At 54.9% G+C, this 13984-nt stretch carries 10 protein-coding genes and 1 pseudogene; 7 read left to right on the forward strand and 4 right to left on the reverse strand.

Annotated features, from left to right (window positions below; translation table 11 throughout):
* Positions 1 to 3: 3 nt before the first annotated feature.
* Positions 4 to 918: pseudogene (locus FO268_RS11085) on the reverse strand (LysR family transcriptional regulator).
* A gap of 116 nt (positions 919 to 1034) precedes the next feature.
* Here FO268_RS11085 and FO268_RS11090 point away from each other — a divergent pair.
* Positions 1035 to 1655 carry a LysR substrate-binding domain-containing protein gene (locus tag FO268_RS11090; protein WP_225316661.1) on the forward strand — a complete coding sequence of 207 codons (621 nt, stop codon included), beginning with the start codon at positions 1035 to 1037 and terminating at the stop codon, positions 1653 to 1655.
* 57 nt (positions 1656 to 1712) lie between these two features.
* Here FO268_RS11090 and FO268_RS11095 read toward each other — a convergent pair whose 3' ends face one another.
* Positions 1713 to 3821 (reverse strand): putative bifunctional diguanylate cyclase/phosphodiesterase, encoded by a 2109-nt coding sequence (locus FO268_RS11095; protein ID WP_150992896.1) that lies wholly within the window; start codon positions 3819 to 3821, stop codon positions 1713 to 1715.
* 80 nt (positions 3822 to 3901) lie between these two features.
* Entirely contained in the window at positions 3902 to 5365 is a 1464-nt protein-coding gene (locus FO268_RS11100; protein ID WP_150992898.1) for a malate:quinone oxidoreductase, read from the reverse strand.
* Positions 5366 to 5873: 508 nt separating this feature from the next.
* Between FO268_RS11100 and FO268_RS11105 the strand changes: the two genes are divergently transcribed.
* From FO268_RS11105 to FO268_RS11120, 4 genes are all read left to right on the forward strand, one after another.
* Positions 5874 to 6839, forward strand: coding sequence for an ABC transporter substrate-binding protein (locus tag FO268_RS11105; protein ID WP_150992900.1), 966 nt, complete (start codon positions 5874 to 5876; stop codon positions 6837 to 6839).
* A 77-nt stretch (positions 6840 to 6916) separates the two neighbouring features.
* A complete protein-coding gene (locus FO268_RS11110) occupies positions 6917 to 8920 on the forward strand; it encodes a methyl-accepting chemotaxis protein (RefSeq protein ID WP_225316613.1) in 2004 nt (667 codons plus the stop codon).
* 106 nt (positions 8921 to 9026) lie between these two features.
* Positions 9027 to 9932 (forward strand): peptidoglycan-binding domain-containing protein, encoded by a 906-nt coding sequence (locus FO268_RS11115; RefSeq protein WP_150992902.1) that lies wholly within the window; start codon positions 9027 to 9029, stop codon positions 9930 to 9932.
* Positions 9933 to 10057: 125 nt separating this feature from the next.
* The gene (locus tag FO268_RS11120) at positions 10058 to 11278 is read left to right on the forward strand and encodes an MFS transporter (RefSeq protein ID WP_150992904.1); all 1221 of its coding nucleotides are present in this window, start codon (positions 10058 to 10060) and stop codon (positions 11276 to 11278) included.
* On the opposite strand, the gene FO268_RS11125 is transcribed toward FO268_RS11120, so the two are convergent.
* On the reverse strand, positions 11275 to 12204 hold the full coding sequence (locus tag FO268_RS11125) for a DMT family transporter (protein ID WP_150992906.1): 930 nt from the start codon (positions 12202 to 12204) through the stop codon (positions 11275 to 11277). The two genes, FO268_RS11120 and FO268_RS11125, sit on opposite strands and share 4 nt — an antisense overlap.
* Before the next feature lie 163 nt (positions 12205 to 12367).
* Between FO268_RS11125 and FO268_RS11130 the strand changes: the two genes are divergently transcribed.
* Complete coding sequence (locus tag FO268_RS11130) at positions 12368 to 13000, forward strand: nitroreductase family protein (protein WP_150992908.1); 633 nt, start codon at positions 12368 to 12370, stop codon at positions 12998 to 13000.
* Positions 13001 to 13089: 89 nt separating this feature from the next.
* A complete protein-coding gene (locus FO268_RS11135) occupies positions 13090 to 13977 on the forward strand; it encodes a LysR family transcriptional regulator (RefSeq protein WP_150992910.1) in 888 nt (295 codons plus the stop codon).
* Positions 13978 to 13984: the final 7 nt, after the last annotated feature.

A 13984-nucleotide genomic window follows, 5' to 3' on the forward strand; every position in this document is an offset into this window, starting at 1 on the left:
CTTTCAGAAACCAGACGTTATCTGGATGTTGTCGTACAGAAAATCTAGGAAAGCACGCACCCGACCAGGCATCAAACGCCCCTGCCCTAGAAAAACCGCATGGATTTCTTCCCTGTCTCCGGGATTGTGGTCTTCCATTACCGGCACAAGTCGGCCCTCGCGTATGTCGTCATCAACCAGGAAACGTGTCATACGTGCTAACCCGACTCCTTCTACCGCCATTTTGCGCATGGTCTCCCCATCACTGACCAACAGATTTCCCTGGGGCATAAGCTCAGCATGCTCACCCTGGAACGTGAGCGGCCAGGCAACTGCATGCCGCGAAAAACTGAATCCCAGACGATTGTGTGTGCTGAGTTCTTTTACGGTGGTGGGCAGGCCATGCTGTTCGAGATAGTCCGGGGCGCCGACTATCACCATGGCAGTTTCGCCAAGCTTTCGGGCTACCAGACTGGAACTCTTGAGGGGGCCACTACGAATAGCCACATCGGTATCCTCGCCCAGCAGATTGACAACCTGATCAGTCAACGACAGCTCCAGTGTAATACCGGGGTACCGTGCCAGAAACCTGGGCACCATCGGCAGTAGAAAACCATGGCCGACAGGAAAACTAGCGGTCACCCTCAAGTGCCCCGTAGGCGCTACCGCCCTACTCGCTCACCGCTCCGCCTCTTCCAGGTCGCTGAGGATATGGCGGCAACGCTCGTAGAACCATCGACCCTCGGCGGTCAACTGCATCTGCCGGGTGGAGCGATGTATCAGTTTGGTACCCAACCGCTGTTCCAGGCGCGTAATCGCCTTGCTGGCAGCAGATGGAGTCAACCGGCAGGCCCTGGCGGCCGCCGAAAAACTGCCTTGCTCTACCACAGCGCTGAAGATTTCCATGGCCGCCAGGCGGTTGGTCGAGGATTGAGGCATAGTGAATTCAATTCACAAATATTGTGAGTACAGAGCGTCTATATCATAGATAAATCTCGCTGTATCGTCGAATTACTGCTGGCCGGGCACGAAGAACCGCCCGTGGGGCTACCCACCTGCGCCTTTCTCTCGGTGCGAGATTTGCCACCCATTGGCTTCTCCCCCGCCTTCCCCGTTTTCGGGAGTCAAATCCGGATCTGGAGCTCACATTTGATATTACTGATCAGGTACGGGAGTTCGGTGTGGATGATGTGGACGCTGCAATTCGATTCGACAACGGCAAATACGCGGGTACGCAATCAGAGCGCCTGTTCGATACCGTTGTGGTCCCCGTCTGCAGCCCGAGACTGATTGAAACCGGCGTCAAACCCGAATTGCCGCAAGACCTCTTCCACCACACCCTCTGCTATGTCGATTGCCAAACCGGTGGCATGGTCTGGCCGAACTGGTCGATGTGGATGGCCGCAGCGGGTATCGACGACTTCGACGACAGTCGATGTATGGCTTTCACTGATTCAAGCCATGTGGTTCAAGCGGTAACGGACGGAAATGCCATCGGCCTGGTTGAATTGGAGATGGTTGAGAACGACCTGGCCGAGGGACGGCTGGTGAAATTGTTCGATATCGGTGTGAGCGTAGCGGAGGAATACGCCTATCATCTGGTCTATCCGACGAGCAGTGCCGAACAGTCCGGTTTGCAGGCGTTTCGTGAATGGATGTTGAGCGAGACCAGATAGAAACGATGATCAAACGAATCTGGCACGGTTGGACAACGAACAACTAAAGACCAATAGTCAGTGAATTATTGGCCCCGTACGGAGCAATTGTTCAAACTCCACTGCGGGCATTGGCTTTGAAAAGAAGAATCCCTGGGCAAAATCGCAACCCGCTTCCATGAGCCAGTCCCGCTGTTCGGATGTTTCCACTCCTTCTGCGACCACCTGCAGCCCGAGTTTGTGGGCCATCATAATGATCGTTTCGGCGATTGCATGGCTGTTCGACCCTACCCCGTCGTCCCGTACAAAGCTCTGGTCAATCTTGAGATAGTTAACATCGAAGCGCTTCAGGTACGCCAGTGATGAATAACCGGTTCCGAAATCATCCAGCGCCAACTGCACACCTGCCTCCTTTAACTCCGAAAAATTTCTCGCCAGCTGGTCTGAATCGCTGAGGAAGACATTCTCCGTGAGCTCAATGGCGATGCCGGTGTTAGCTTGCTGGAAGGTATCCAGATGAGCCTCCCAGGGTTTGCTGTGTATGTTCTGGGTAAATTGCAGGGGCGATGAATTTATCGTGAGCTGGAAGGTGTCGTCCAACAGCTCTGACCATTTTACCGACTGGGAGGCCGCTTCAGAAAACACCCAGTGCTCAAGCGCAGACATGAGACCGGATTCCTCGGCCAGGTCGAGAAATTCTACCGGCAACTTGAGCCCCTGTTCAGGGTGCTGCCATCGCAACAGCGCTTCGGCTTTGACGATACGGCCGCTGGTAAGATCAATGATGGGTTGATAGAAAAGCCTGAGCTGGCCACTCAGTGGTGCCTCACGCAGGTCATTGATCATCTGCCGACGCCCGGTGCGATCACTTTTCATGACGTCAGTAAAGTAGCACAGCCGGTTGCGGCCGGAATGCTTGGCCACATACATGGCCTGATCCGCATCATTCAACAACTGGTGGGCTGTGCCTGCATCCTCTGGAAACAGTGTTATACCAATACTGCACGATATGCTGGCTTCGTTCTCTCCCAACTGGAAGGGCCTTTCCAGCTCGGCGAGGATATTACTGGCGATGCCGTGGATGAGCTCACGGTCGCCGGTGTCCAGCAAGAGTACCGTAAATTCATCGCCGCCGATGCGAGCAACAGTGTCTGATTGTCGCACGCAGCTATCCACTCTCTGTGCGATCATCTTTAGCAAGTCGTCCCCGGCATCGTGCCCGAGCCTGTCATTGATGCCTTTGAAATGGTCAAGATCAACAAAAAGCAAGGCAAAAGGGTCGCCGGTGCGCTCGGAATGGGTCGCATGCTGGCTGAGGCGGTCCATGAACAGCCGACGGTTGGGCAGCCCTGTTAAAAGGTCGTAGTTGGCGTGGCGCCATATCCTCGATTCCGCCTCCTTGCGGTGGGTAATGTCGTGGCCGATACCGGCGACGGCTTCTACATCCCCACGGTAGTCGAGGACCGGAGCATAGACGCACTCAAAATAACGAGTTTCGCCGGAAGGGCTCTTTACCTGAACTTCACTTTTGTACTGCTCTTTGGAGCGGATGACCTCCTGCAGCTTATCCTTACCATTGTATTGAGCTGGCAGCGGCATTTCTGAAAAAGACCGACCAACAATTTCTTCGACCGGAAGCTGGCAAAGCTCCGCCATGGCTGCGTTGGCATACAGGAAGTTGCCTTCGAGATTCAGGATATAGCAGGGGTCTGGCAGTGAGGACAGCATGGTTTCGAACAGTCGCCCCTGCCTTTGCTTTCTCAACGCATAGTGCTCAATGGATTGCGCCAGGGCGACATCGATCTCGTTGTCGAACCTTATAAGTTCCGCGGTTCCGTCTTTGTCAGGAGGACCATTATATTGAACCCATAGCTCGATAACCGTAAGACGCAGGGCACGGAATTCCGCGGCCACATGGACAATGTCTGCCCCCAGGTCGTGCCTTTCGGAACCATGGATGCGGGCGGAGTCCTCACAGTCGGGATGTTGGGGGCCGAAATCGCAAAAACGATCATGCCCGACGGGGGGCCTCTCAAGCTCAACGGCAATGCCCAAGAGTATCTCCTCCACGTGGTCGCGCAGAGTTTCTCTGGACAGACGCTGAACCGGCAGAATGTCTTTGGCGTCGTATTCCCAAATCCGCAGGATTTCTTCCATGTATGCGCGAATGAACTCCGGCAGCCTCATCCCTGGATCACCTCGGGTTTAAGGGTTAAGCTTTTACTGTGAGTTATTTAACGCAAACTTGCAAAGCTGACTCGCCGACTTCATTGGGTCCCGGGCCGTGTTATCCCCAGCAGTCCGTTGACTTCATCGCGAATCTCCCGGTAACGGTCAGGATTGTTGATTAATCCATCGAGATCATCTTCGGGAAATATTTCCCTCTTTTTCTCAAGAGCTTCTTGTTTAGAAAGTGTAGCCGGAAATAATTGTTCAAGACAGCGCAACATGACTTCGGGCGACACCGATGCCCCGGGAGATGCCCCCAGTAACGTCGCGTAGGTTTTGTCGGTGGACACGAGGATCTCTGTGCCCATTTGCAGGTCGCCGTCCTTGATGATCTGCACCCGCTGCCCGGCATGAACCGGCTTCCAGTCAAACTTTGTACTCAGGCCCGGAGCAAAGCTATCAAGCTCCTCGAACATGCTTTTTTCGCCTTTGAAGGTCTCGGAAACCAGATATTTGACCAGGGGGAAGTGTTCCAGCGCGACGTTCAGCAACCCCGGAAGGTCGTGCAGCCGAATCGATTTTAGGTAATCGAAAAAGCCGCGGCCTTTTTCGAGAATCGGTTTAAAGGATGCAAAAGGACCGAACAGCAGATAGTGCTTGCCATCGACAACCCGTAGATCCAGGTGCGGTACGGACATGGGAGGCGCGCCGACTTTCGCTTTGCCATAGGTTTTTGCACGGTATTGTTCCGCCTGCTCCGGGGTGATCGGCGCCTGCAGAAAACGTCCCCCCACAGGAAAACCGGTAAATCGACTGCGAAATGGCAAGTGGCTTTTTTTCAACAAAGGAAATGCGCCACCACCGGCACCTACAAAGAGCACATCGGTCTTATATTGGACCGGAGCCCCCCTGCTCTGGGCTTCAACAACCCACCGCCCGGTCGGGCTTCGGTGCACGCGCTTTACATGGGTGCCGTATTCAATCTTTACGCCCAAATCCTGCGCAGCATGCGCAGCCATTTGTTCCGTCAAGGAACCAAAGTTAATGTCCGTACCTGTTTCAATAACGGTAGCCGCCATTTTCTCATGGCGAGGACGCCCCTCCATGGTGTACGGAATCCAGCTCTTGATTTCATCAAAGTCTTCCGAATAACGCATGTGCTCGAAAAAATGATGGGCCGACATTTCCTTGAAGCGTAATCGCAATTCTTCAATCGCCGATTCGGAAACAATGGTGCAGTGTTTGGTCTGGTTTATAAACGTTGCAGGGTTCTTGATGGCGCCTTTTTTGATCAGGTAGGCCCAGAACTGCTTGGCAACATTGAACTGGGCGTGGATCTTCAGGGCTTTTTCAACCGAAATGACCTCTTCATCGACCGGGGTATAGTTAAGCTCACAGTTCGCCTCATGTCCTGTTCCGGCGTTGTTGAACGCCCAGGAGTTCCCCTCCCCGGCACTGTCCAGCCGCTCCAGGATGGTGATATCCAGATCCGGTGCCAACTCTTTTGCCAGGATGGCAAAAGTGGTCCCCATAATGCCTGCGCCGATGATGATTACGTTCATAGAGTCTACTCGTCAGCCTGAGATTTTCAGATACTCGTGGACAGATATCTGCTCTGCGTTTCCTGCATTTCATCCAACAGCCCGTTAACCAGATCGGCAGTTGCTTTCTCTCTTGCCAGCCTGGCTCCCTGCCCTGCCCAATGCGTTTCAGGGTTTACGGGTGTGTCCACGGAAGTCGTTTATTGAGTGGCCGTTATGATGATCTCTTAAACAGAAATGGCAATCAATTAGTGCAACGTCTCTCGATCATGTCCGCCTGTCAGGACACGACTGTCCGAAAACAATGACAATTTTTGCTGAATAACGTTTTTTCTGTCCTGCTCTTCGGACACTTGCTGCCAATACTGGCCATGGCAGCAAGTGGTGAATCAAAATATAGTAATTAAAACAATAGCCTGAAATTGTGGCACGGTTTCTGTTTATCCGACTTCCATAACTACAAAAAAAGCGTCACCAACAAGAAAGAACGGGTGTAAATCCGTCGTTAAGATAACAATAAGGTACATCCATGCGCTTCTTCCTCCTGGCTCTTTTGCTGGTAAGCCCCCTGTGTTTTGCGAAAACTGTTGTCGTCATTCAAAGCTACCATCTGGGATACAAATGGGATGCGGATTACGTCGATGCCGTCCAGTCGGTACTTGGCGATGACCACGAGATCCATATCTTTGAACTCGATACCAAACGCCTGCCGAAAGCCGAATGGCCACAGAAGGTGGCCAGCATTGAGCAATCCATTTCCCGGCTAAAGCCTGATGTCGCCATCCTCGGTGATGATAATGCGTTTACGCTGATGGCCAGCCACCTGGTTGAAAAGAAGATTCCGGTGGTGTTCCTGGGGGTTAATGGCGGCCCCGTTCAACACCCTGTACTGGAACATGAACTGGTTGCCGGCATTCTCGAGCGCCCCTTCTTTGCAGAAAGCATTCGGCACTTGCAGAAGGTTCTCCGGGTGGATGAACGCTTCCTGGTGCTGATGGACGACTCCCCCACCATGCGTAATGCAGTCAATGAATACTTTGGTGAGAAAAGAAGCGCCGAGGTGTACGGCTCGCAACTGGACATTGTTCTCACCAACGACAAAGACACCTGGTTGCAGTCCGTTTTCACTGCCCACGAACAATACGATGCCATTGTTGTAGGCACCCACCATACAATCCGCGATGCAGAGGGTACCTACATCGAGCCGCTCGACCTGATAGGCCAGGCATTTACACGCAGCCAGGTTCCCATCTTTTCGTTCTGGGATATTTTTATCGGGGAACAGCAGGCCATTGGAGGTTTTACCATCTCTGCCCATCAGGAAGGGCTTACCGCCTCACGCCTGGCGTCGTTGATCCTGAATGGCGTCAAGCCACACCGGATTCCGAAAATGAAGTCGCTGAGCGGGCATTATGTCTACAGCGATAGCGGCATGAAACACTGGAACCTGAAGCTCTCACCGATGATTGCCAGCCAGGCAAACTTTGTTGAATAAAAATCAGACAGCTGGCTCCAGATTATCCCCGGCCAGTCGTTAAGCCATACATCGAGTACAGGAAAAGAGGCAGACCAGTGGCTGTAACTACCTTCGAAGCGATTGAACGCCGGCTCGGCGTGAGCGGAAAACTCCTGATAGCTCCGGTTTTCATTCTTTTACTGTTTGCCCTGGTCACCTTCTACAGTGTCCGGGAATTTCAAAGTCTGGACAAAAGAATGGCTACCGTTGCCAGAGACCTGGCACCGGAAACGTCGATTGCCACAAGTGTCCTGATCAATCTTTACAACATGAGATTGAGCGTTTTTGACTATTACGACGCCGGAGAGGACGAAGTTTTGTCTCGTTTCGAGGAACTCGAATCAGAGTTCTTCAGCGAACTGTCAGCGGCCCGGCTGGAAATCCACAGTGCAGACCGAACACAGCTTGTCGGCGAGATCGAACAGGCTACTCTGCAATTCGCAAAGATTTTCAAGACCGAATTGGTGCCCGCAAAACAGCAGGTTCTCAATATCATTGCTAATGAACTCGACCAACACGGGCCCACCGCATCCGAAGCACTGCGCCGGGCCATCGATGGGGTGACGAACAGGGAACCTGACAGCCGATTGCGTGTGGTTCTGGAACAGTTGATCCACGACACACTCCTCATGCGCATGGCCGCACAACGTTTCTTCGCAGACGGCGACCCGGCATCGGAAAAGGCTCTGGGTTATGCCATGGAAGACGTGGCAGACGCCCTGGAGTTTCTGGATATGGACTCTGTGCCTGATTACGTCAGCCAGTACTTTGATACGTCCATTGAATCCCTGCAGGCCTACCAGGCCTCGGTCAAAGAGTTGCTGGTCCATCAGAAAACAATGATCCGTGCCAAAGAAGAGAAGCTCGATATTCTGGGCCCGCGCATCACCGCATTGGCAAGGGATCTTGAGCAGAAGGTGTTCGCCTCACTGGAAACCGTGGCCGACGAGGCAGAAGCAGAAACAGACACCGCACTGAATCTCACGCTCGGTGCGTTTATTACCTCCATGGTTCTCGGGCTGGTGGTGGCAGTTCTGATGAGCCGGATGATGGGCGCCAGCGTTAAACGTGCGCGGACAGAAATCCTTACGTATCTGGAGAGCATCGGCAATAACGAAGGCGACGTTTCCACCCGCCTGACAAAAGGGCGGCCCGACGAAATCGGCGACTTCATATCCGCCGTTAACTCGTTTCTGGAAACCCTGGAAGACATCATTTCAAAGATTGTCATTTCATCCAGGAAGCTCAGCACCGAATCCGAATCACTCTCCGGTATTACCGACAGCACAACCGCCAATGCGGAACAGCAACGGGATCAGGTAACCCAGGTATCGGCGGCGATGCAGGAGATGGTCTCGACTTCCGATGAGATTGCCTCCAATACCAGCGACACAGATGAGTCTGCGCGGCAGGCAGCTGAGCTCGCCGGCTCCGGGCAAGAAACCGTAACAACGGCCGTTAAATCCGTCACCAGGCTTGCGGAGCAGGTAGAGGAAGGCTCAAAACGCATTCAGCGCCTTGAGCAGGAATCGGGAGAAATCGGCAACGTACTGGAAGTGATTCAGGCCATCGCCGCACAAACCAACCTCCTGGCCCTGAACGCGGCTATCGAGGCTGCTCGGGCTGGTGAGGCGGGCCGTGGCTTCTCGGTGGTGGCCGACGAAGTCCGGGGGCTAGCGAAGCGGGTTCAGGACTCAACCGGTGATATCGAGCGGATTGTGTCCAATCTCCAGAGTGGTGCGGCCGGGGCCGTGGTTGATATGAGCAGGGCCAAACAGATGGCCGGCGAGGCCAGCGAAGAAGCCACTAAATCCGGCGAAGCGCTGTCCGAGATAATTGCCGCTGTGAACCGGATTGTGGATATGACCACACAGGTTGCGAGCGCTACCGAACAACAACGTGCCACTGCAGCTGAAATGACTCAGAACGTTGAGGCCAGCAGCACTGCGATTGATAAGCTGACCGACGACATCTCCCACGTGAACAGGTCCAGCAGATCATTGGCGGATATGGCGGAAGACCTGGGTAGTGTGGTGCGTCGCTTCAAGACATCAACGTAATATTCATGTTCCACGGTGTTAACTGCGTCATGGGCGGCATCTCGAATTACTGATACTTTCAATACTCAACAAAAAGTAACGAAGAGTATCAGGGAGAGATCCACCCATGAGCCAGTCACGCTTTAGCCGGGCGCCCGGTATTACCGCAGTCGCAGTGTTGGCTTCTTTCTTTGCAGTTGGTGCTCAAGCCGGCCCTGTGGAGACGATTTATTCCGCAGAAAACGCCCTCTATGGGGCTGGGCATGATATCGGTAAGGCCGATGGCTGGATCGATAACACGTTGCGTTCAGCAATCCGGCGTTATCAGTCCGGTAACGACGAGCTGCAAACGACCGGTAACCTGGACCCGCAAACGCTGTCATCATTGGGAATCTCCACTGAAGGCAGCGAAACCATCAGCAACAACGCTGTTCCAGATCGCGAGTCAGCTATGGCTGCTTTGGGATTGAGCACAGAGCACTTTGCAACGGCCAGTGCCCCACGAACGGTTGTTGCTGTGGCGGAACCCGAAGCAAAACCAGAGCCAGAGCCAGAGCCAGAGCCAGAGCCAGAAGTAGTCTCCCAGAATGAGGTGGAAACACAACCAGAGCCCTCATCCGATGGCACTAGCGTAAGCGAGCAGGACACCCTTCAAAGTGAACCGGTTACAGACAACCCGGAAGTAGCGGCCCCCGCTCCGGATAAAACCGAAAAAGCAACGATTGAGGAACCGGCCACCGCCCCGGAGGTAGCAACAACGGAGCCCGAGCCCGCACCGACACCTATACCGGAGCCTGAGCAGACAACGGAGCCCGAGGCGATAGCATCCGTCGAAGTCGAGGTTGCCGAACAGCAATCCGATCCCGATTTTGAGCTGCCGGAAGAGCCAACATCAGCCGGCCCCCCAGAGGTTTCAGGCCCTTCGGCGGTGGCCGAGTCGTCGCCCCCTCCCAAAGCTCAACAACCCACAACACAGAGCAGCGGCGGTTTTTTCAGCTCCCTGTTTGATTTCCTGTTCGGCTGGATAATCTGAAACCCAGCCATGTAAACCCCCGACTTAAGAGTCGGGGCATCCTCTTATTCAGAAGTGCCTCGAAATAGCTCAGAATAGCTGGCCTTGTTTCAAACCCGCTCACATCTACCAAGGCCGGCTATTCAATGTCCTCTCCTTTGCAGGAAGCTCCCTACTCCGCTGCCAGGATCATACTGATCGTGTTTTCCCTTGCGATGGGCGGGTTTGGCATTGGCACCGGCGAGTTCGCCATCATGGGCCTGATGCCCAATGTCGCTCAGGATCTGGGCGTTACCGAGCCACAGGTAGGCCATCTCATCAGCGCCTACGCGCTGGGGGTTGTGGTTGGGGCTCCACTGCTGGCCATTGGCGGCGCCCGGCTGTACCGCCGTCACCTGCTGATTATGCTGATGGGCTTCTATGCCCTGGGCAACCTTGCCAGCGCCCTGGCGCCCGGTTACGAGTCACTGCTGGTGTTCCGCTTTATAGCCGGCCTGCCCCATGGCGCCTATTTTGGTGTTGCGGCGTTGGTAGCCGCTTCCCTGGTTCCGCTTAACCGGCGGGCGAAAGTCGTCAGCCTGGTCATGATGGGGCTGACACTCGCGCTACTGATCGGTAACCCGCTCGCGACAATACTCGGCCAGAGCCTGGACTGGCGTTATGCCTTTGGTTTTGTCGGCACGATCGCCGCCCTTACCGCCGTGATGATTATTGTTTTTCTGCCCCTCAATCGTGACGAGGTGCGTCAGAGTCCTTTCTCGGAGATACGCGCCTTCAACCGACCGGAAATATGGTACCCATTGGCCATCGGGTCCATCGGCTTTGCCGGGATGTTCTGTGTGTTCAGCTACATGGCGCCGACACTGTTGGAAGTCACCGGCGTCAGTCAGTTCTGGATTCCGATCGCTCTCGCGGTGTTCGGGCTCGGAGGGTTCGTCGGTAATATCCTGGGAGGATGGGCGTTCGACCGATTAGGGTTCCGCAGCATCGGCGGGATGTTGCTCTGGAGTATCGCCATGCTGCTGCTCTACCCCTACGCCACCGAGAACATCTGGACAATGCTGTTGATGTGTTTCCTGGTGGCCCTGATGGTGGGCCTTGGCCCTGCTCTGCAAACTCACCTGATGGATGTGGCGCACGGCGCACAAACCCTTGCTGCTGCTTCCCACCACGCGGCCTTCAATGTTGCTAATGCGCTGGGGCCATGGCTTGGGGGCATGGCCATCAGCGCTGGTCTGGGGTGGCAGTCAACCGGCTATGTGGGTGCGGCGACGGCAGTCGCGGGCCTGGCCATATTCATGCTGGCCTGGCGACAGCAGGCAACTACAGGCGAGGAAGCAGCGGTCGCGTTCAGTCGCGATAGTTAATCCGCACTGCAACTAATGCGGTGGTAGTTGGGCAGATTGGCAAGCACAACGCCAGTCAGAAGTAGCACTACCCCGCCCCATACGGCCCAGCCATAGGATTCACCATAAAACAGAATCCCGAACAACATGCCTGCAGGTGTAATGACGAAACCCAGCTGGCTAAGAAAGGTTGGAGAGGTTAGCCGTTGCAGATGGAAGAATCCACGGTACCCGATAGCCGTCAGGATTGACTGAACGGCCAGGATTCCCCACAGACGGGCACCATCAACCAGCAGCGTCTCTGCGTCGCCTGACATAAGGACTGTCATGAATATAAGGACGGCCCCGCCGAGGAGCATACCGACAGCCAGCTGTTCCGGCGTGGCACCAGTTGGCCAGTGGCAAGTGCGATAAATATTGCCAATAGCGAGGGATAACGGAACGAGCAATCCGAGCAGAAGCCAGGGGAAAGTGTCCGGGCTGACCCCAGCTGGATTCGGTGAAAGTATCCAGACGCAACCGGCGACTCCGAAACTGAGGCCAATGGCCTTCTTCCTGCTCAGGGACTCCATGCCCAGTGTTACCGCGATGGCGTAAGTGGCGAGGGATGGCAGGGCATAAAGTGTCGCCGTCAGGCCCGCCCCGATGTTGGAAACAACGGCAAACGCCAGGGCATTGGGGACCGCAATCGCGGTAAGCCCGCTGATTCCGAAGTAGCGGACAAGTTTACCGTCCAGACGGATCAGCGAGCGCCGGCGAAGCCACACAGCCAGGATCACCCCGCCACCAAGCGCCTGCCAGAACGCATAGGCCAGTGGTGTCATGCCATTGTCCATGGCGGCCCTGGACAATGGCAGCATCAAGGCGATGACCACACCTACGCCCAGCAACAAGAATGCGGCCTTGATACCGGGCTGGTGGGCTCGAGTTGAGGATTGGTTATTCATAACGTGTTCTCCATCGGATGTCGCTCCATCTTCCGCGAACCGTCGTTATGGATCAGCACACGTTCCGTGAAAACTCCTTTGCCCAATCGTGACTCGATACCAGCGGGCAAATCGTACAGTCTTGCAAGCAAATCACTCACGCAAACACAGAAGGTAAATTGTTATGGATTTTCTGACAGCATTGGAGTGGCGGTACGCCGCAAAACGGATGACTGGTGAATCAATTCCTGAGCCAGTTCTCTCACGAATTCTTGAAGCTACGCGGCTGGCGCCTTCCTCCTACGGGCTACAGCCCTACACTATCAAGGTTATAAGCGACCGGGCAGAACTTGCCCGTATCCACGAAGAAGCCGCACCACAGCCCCAGGTAAAGGAATGCTCACACCTGCTGGTTTTTGCAACCATGACCGATCTGGATGCATCAACGGTGGACCAATACATGCAACTGACGGCAAGCGAGCGAGGTCTTGACGTTGCGGCCCTTAACGGCTTTTCCGAGGCCATCAAGGGGACCATCAATGGCTTCGCTACCACTGAAAAGAAACACGCATGGGCGGCAAAGCAAGCGTATATTGCGCTTGGATTCACACTGGCGGCCGCAGCCGTTGAGCGTATCGACGCGTCGCCAATGGAAGGTTTTGATCCTGCCGCGCTGGATCGCACGCTGGGGCTCGACAAAGAGAATCTTAGCAGCGTGGTTATTGTTGCACTGGGCTACCGTGACCCCGCACAGGACCCAATGTCGCAGATGGCAAAGGTTCGAAAGCCCTACTCCCGACTGATTCAGACCGTGTGAGAAATAGTGGCCGGCGTAATTCTGCCACGCCCCGGTTCCTGCCCTGTATAATGCAGCCATCAATCAATGGTGTGGCGTGGGGAACAGGCATGGACCGCCTCAAGGGTGTGGAGTATTTCAAGCGAATCTATGAGCTGGGCTCGTTTACAGCTGCGGCCAACGAGCTCCAGTGCTCAAATGCAGTCATCTCCAAATACGTCCGGTTTCTGGAGAGCTGGACCGGTTCCAGGCTGATCAATCGCAACACCCGCACCATCAGCTTCACCGAAGAAGGTGAACGGTTCTACCGCTATTGTGTGTCGGTCACCGGGCAGACAAACGAGCTACTGGACGCTGTTGCGGATTCCGACGAGCTCTCAGGTGAGCTGGTGGTCGCCAGCCCCGTTTCCCTGGCCATTGCAGTTCTCGGGCCGCTGTTTATCCGCTTCCAGAAAGAAAATCCCTCGTTGTCCCTTCGCTTGCAGATGAGCGATCAGCTTACAGACCTTGTTGGCAGCGGAGTTGATGTGGCCATACGGGGCATAGGGGCACCGGCCGATTCATCCCTCATCGCGACGAGATTGGGCGCGCTTGATCGCGTCCTGGCGGCATCACCCGGTTATCTGAAAAGCGCAGGGATACCCACTGATATTGAGCAACTGCAATCACACAAATGCCTGGTTTACAGCCTCAGTCTGGACGCCAACCGATGGGAATTCATGGCGCCAGACGGCTCAGAAGAACCGGTATCCGTTGAGGTTACAGGCCCTCTGGTAGCAGACAACTCCATGATACTGGTAGAGGCGGCAAAGGCCGATTTGGGCATCGCCATGCTGCCTCGGGCCTATATTGAGTCTGAACTCAGCAACGGCTCACTTCAACAGTTGAAGATGGACGCCGAGCCGGTGCCGCGCTCGATTTATGCAATGTACTCAGACCGGCGGTATCTGCCAAGGCGAGCCCGAAAATTTATCGATTTCATCAGGCAATCTCTGTAGCGGAGGC

It is taken from the genome of Marinobacter denitrificans (assembly GCF_008795955.1).
Classification (GTDB): Bacteria; Pseudomonadota; Gammaproteobacteria; order Pseudomonadales; family Oleiphilaceae; genus Marinobacter; species Marinobacter denitrificans.

Excerpts from the sequence above, each read along its gene's own strand:
- FO268_RS11105 (WP_150992900.1), top strand. The coding sequence starts at position 5,874 with ATGCGCTTCTTCCTCCTGGCTCTTTTGCTGGTAAGCCCCCTGTGTTTT.
- FO268_RS11120 (WP_150992904.1), top strand. The coding sequence starts at position 10,058 with ATGTCCTCTCCTTTGCAGGAAGCTCCCTACTCCGCTGCCAGGATCATA.
- FO268_RS11095 (WP_150992896.1), bottom strand. The coding sequence starts at position 3,821 with ATGAGGCTGCCGGAGTTCATTCGCGCATACATGGAAGAAATCCTGCGG.
- FO268_RS11135 (WP_150992910.1), top strand. The coding sequence starts at position 13,090 with ATGGACCGCCTCAAGGGTGTGGAGTATTTCAAGCGAATCTATGAGCTG.
- FO268_RS11130 (WP_150992908.1), top strand. The coding sequence starts at position 12,368 with ATGGATTTTCTGACAGCATTGGAGTGGCGGTACGCCGCAAAACGGATG.
- FO268_RS11100 (WP_150992898.1), bottom strand. The coding sequence starts at position 5,365 with ATGAACGTAATCATCATCGGCGCAGGCATTATGGGGACCACTTTTGCC.
- FO268_RS11125 (WP_150992906.1), bottom strand. The coding sequence starts at position 12,204 with ATGAATAACCAATCCTCAACTCGAGCCCACCAGCCCGGTATCAAGGCC.
- FO268_RS11115 (WP_150992902.1), top strand. The coding sequence starts at position 9,027 with ATGAGCCAGTCACGCTTTAGCCGGGCGCCCGGTATTACCGCAGTCGCA.